This is a genomic window from Agrobacterium sp. CCNWLW155 (assembly GCF_036888815.1).
GTDB classification, from domain to species: Bacteria; Pseudomonadota; Alphaproteobacteria; order Rhizobiales; family Rhizobiaceae; genus Agrobacterium; species Agrobacterium radiobacter.
On the sequence record NZ_JBAKFW010000053.1, the window covers coordinates 1 to 1,739 of the forward strand.

2 protein-coding genes and 1 pseudogene are annotated in these 1,739 nt (G+C 52.5%); 1 reads left to right on the forward strand and 2 read right to left on the reverse strand.

The genetic code is table 11. From position 1 onward, the window contains the following. Window positions 1–60 precede the first annotated feature (60 nt). Window positions 61–621 carry a flagellin N-terminal helical domain-containing protein gene (locus tag V6S97_RS29050; RefSeq protein ID WP_334428442.1) on the reverse strand — a complete coding sequence of 187 codons (561 nt, stop codon included), beginning with the start codon at window positions 619–621 and terminating at the stop codon, window positions 61–63. A gap of 220 nt (window positions 622–841) precedes the next feature. Between V6S97_RS29050 and V6S97_RS29055 the strand changes: the two genes are divergently transcribed. After that, window positions 842–1,423, forward strand: a complete 582-nt coding sequence (locus tag V6S97_RS29055; RefSeq protein WP_334428443.1) for a GNAT family N-acetyltransferase — start codon at window positions 842–844, stop codon at window positions 1,421–1,423. A 110-nt stretch (window positions 1,424–1,533) separates the two neighbouring features. Here V6S97_RS29055 and V6S97_RS29060 read toward each other — a convergent pair. Then, a pseudogene (locus V6S97_RS29060) lies at window positions 1,534–1,685 on the reverse strand (transposase); the annotation flags it as partial. Window positions 1,686–1,739: the final 54 nt, after the last annotated feature.

Below are 1,739 nucleotides of genomic sequence, written 5' to 3' on the forward strand. Positions count from 1 at the left end.
CTCCCTGGCGTCCACGTCGGCATAATTGGGGAATTTTACTTCGGCACTTCTGGGCAAAATTCACGCGGCATTGACACCCGTGGAATTGAACAGTGATACCTTCGACAGATCGATATCGGTGGTTTTCACCGAGACGCTGCCGCTGCTGGATCGGACGAATGAGGTGGTCAGTCGCTCCTTCGCTTCGGCATCATCGTATATGTTCGTGAAAGACGTATTCAGCCAATTTACGCCGTTGAAGCTCGCCGACTTTGCGATACTGACGGTTTGATCTTTTAACGCTTCAAGCTCGGTTTGAATTTTTGCTCGATCAACACCCTGTTCTTTTGCTGCGACGAGTTTCGCCTGAAACTCGGTTAAGACATTGATCGTGGAATCCATAGCGGCATAGGCGGTGTCAACTTTTGCTGACCCGAGTCCGATGGCGTCTTGAACAGCATAAATTGCCGACTGGTCGGAACGCATTGTCGTGGCGATGGACCAATATGCTGCGTTATCGGAGGGCGAAACAACCCGAAGTCCAGAGGAAGCCTGGTTCTGTGTCTTCGCGAGATTGCTGGAAACGGCTCGTAAAATTTGGAGAGCGCCTATTGCGCTTGTGTTCGTTAAAATGCTCGTCATGAAGATCGCCGGTAGTCAGGTTGCGCGGCATCTTCATGAGCCTAAATCCAGCGTTGTGCTGCCTTCCGACATTGCATCGGTAAGGGTTAATCAACAGCCGAAAATCGCAGGGGGAAACTACCCTATGCTGCGCGACGGAGTAGCGCCAACTCCGGACATTGACAATGTACGACCTACACAGTGATCTGTTACCCGATTGGCTGAATCGTAAGGATTGATCATGGTTTCTGTAAATTTCCGGCAGGCCTTTGCAACTGACCATGCTTCCATTACCGACCTCCACGTTCGTGTGAGTAGTGAGGCCTATGCTGGCATGCTCCCCCAGGACTATCTGGCGAACATGATGCCTGGAGAGAAGGCCAAGCTCTGGCAAAGACGCCTTGCTCCTTCTGTCGATCCCGAGAAGCTGGTGATCACTTTAGCCGAGGTACACTCTGGTCTGGCGGGTTTTGCATGTTTCGTCCTTGATGAGGAGACGGATTTTGGCACCTACCTGCACAACCTTTATGTAGATCGGTCTTTTCAGGGAAAAAGGCTCGGCCCGAGGCTCCTCATCGAAAGTATCAGTCGTTTTTCAGAAGAACGCTGGGAAGAGCCAGTTCACCTCCTGACGATACGCGAGAACTACCCAGCGCGCGGATTTTATGATCGCCTTAATGGTCATGTAGTCGAACAGAAGCAGAATGTCATGGGTCGCTATCCGGACGTCACTTTCGTCCGCTATCAGTGGCCGTCTGCGCGAGCGATGGCTGCAAACGCTTCAAACCTTGGCGTCCCTCTAAGGGAAGAAGACGGTCGTTGAATGTCGCTCTTTCCTCACGGCTAAGAACCCTAATGACTAGCACCGGGCCCTTACGTCTGCCTTCCTTCGGTTCCATGCAATGACGAATGCCGAGATGGGAGAGGCCTGCATCGATTATAGCACGTTGTGTACGGACCATATCTTTCTGGTAAATCACGCCATGGGGCACCTGATCGTAGAACCCAGAGATGCGGTTGAGCAGCCGTCGGTCATCGACGCGAGGCACGCCTCGCGGCTTGCTAGAGCAGATCCTGTGATCGATGAATCGATTGTGAAGTGACGGGGCGAGCGGAAGCTGATTCAACATCCACAGCGA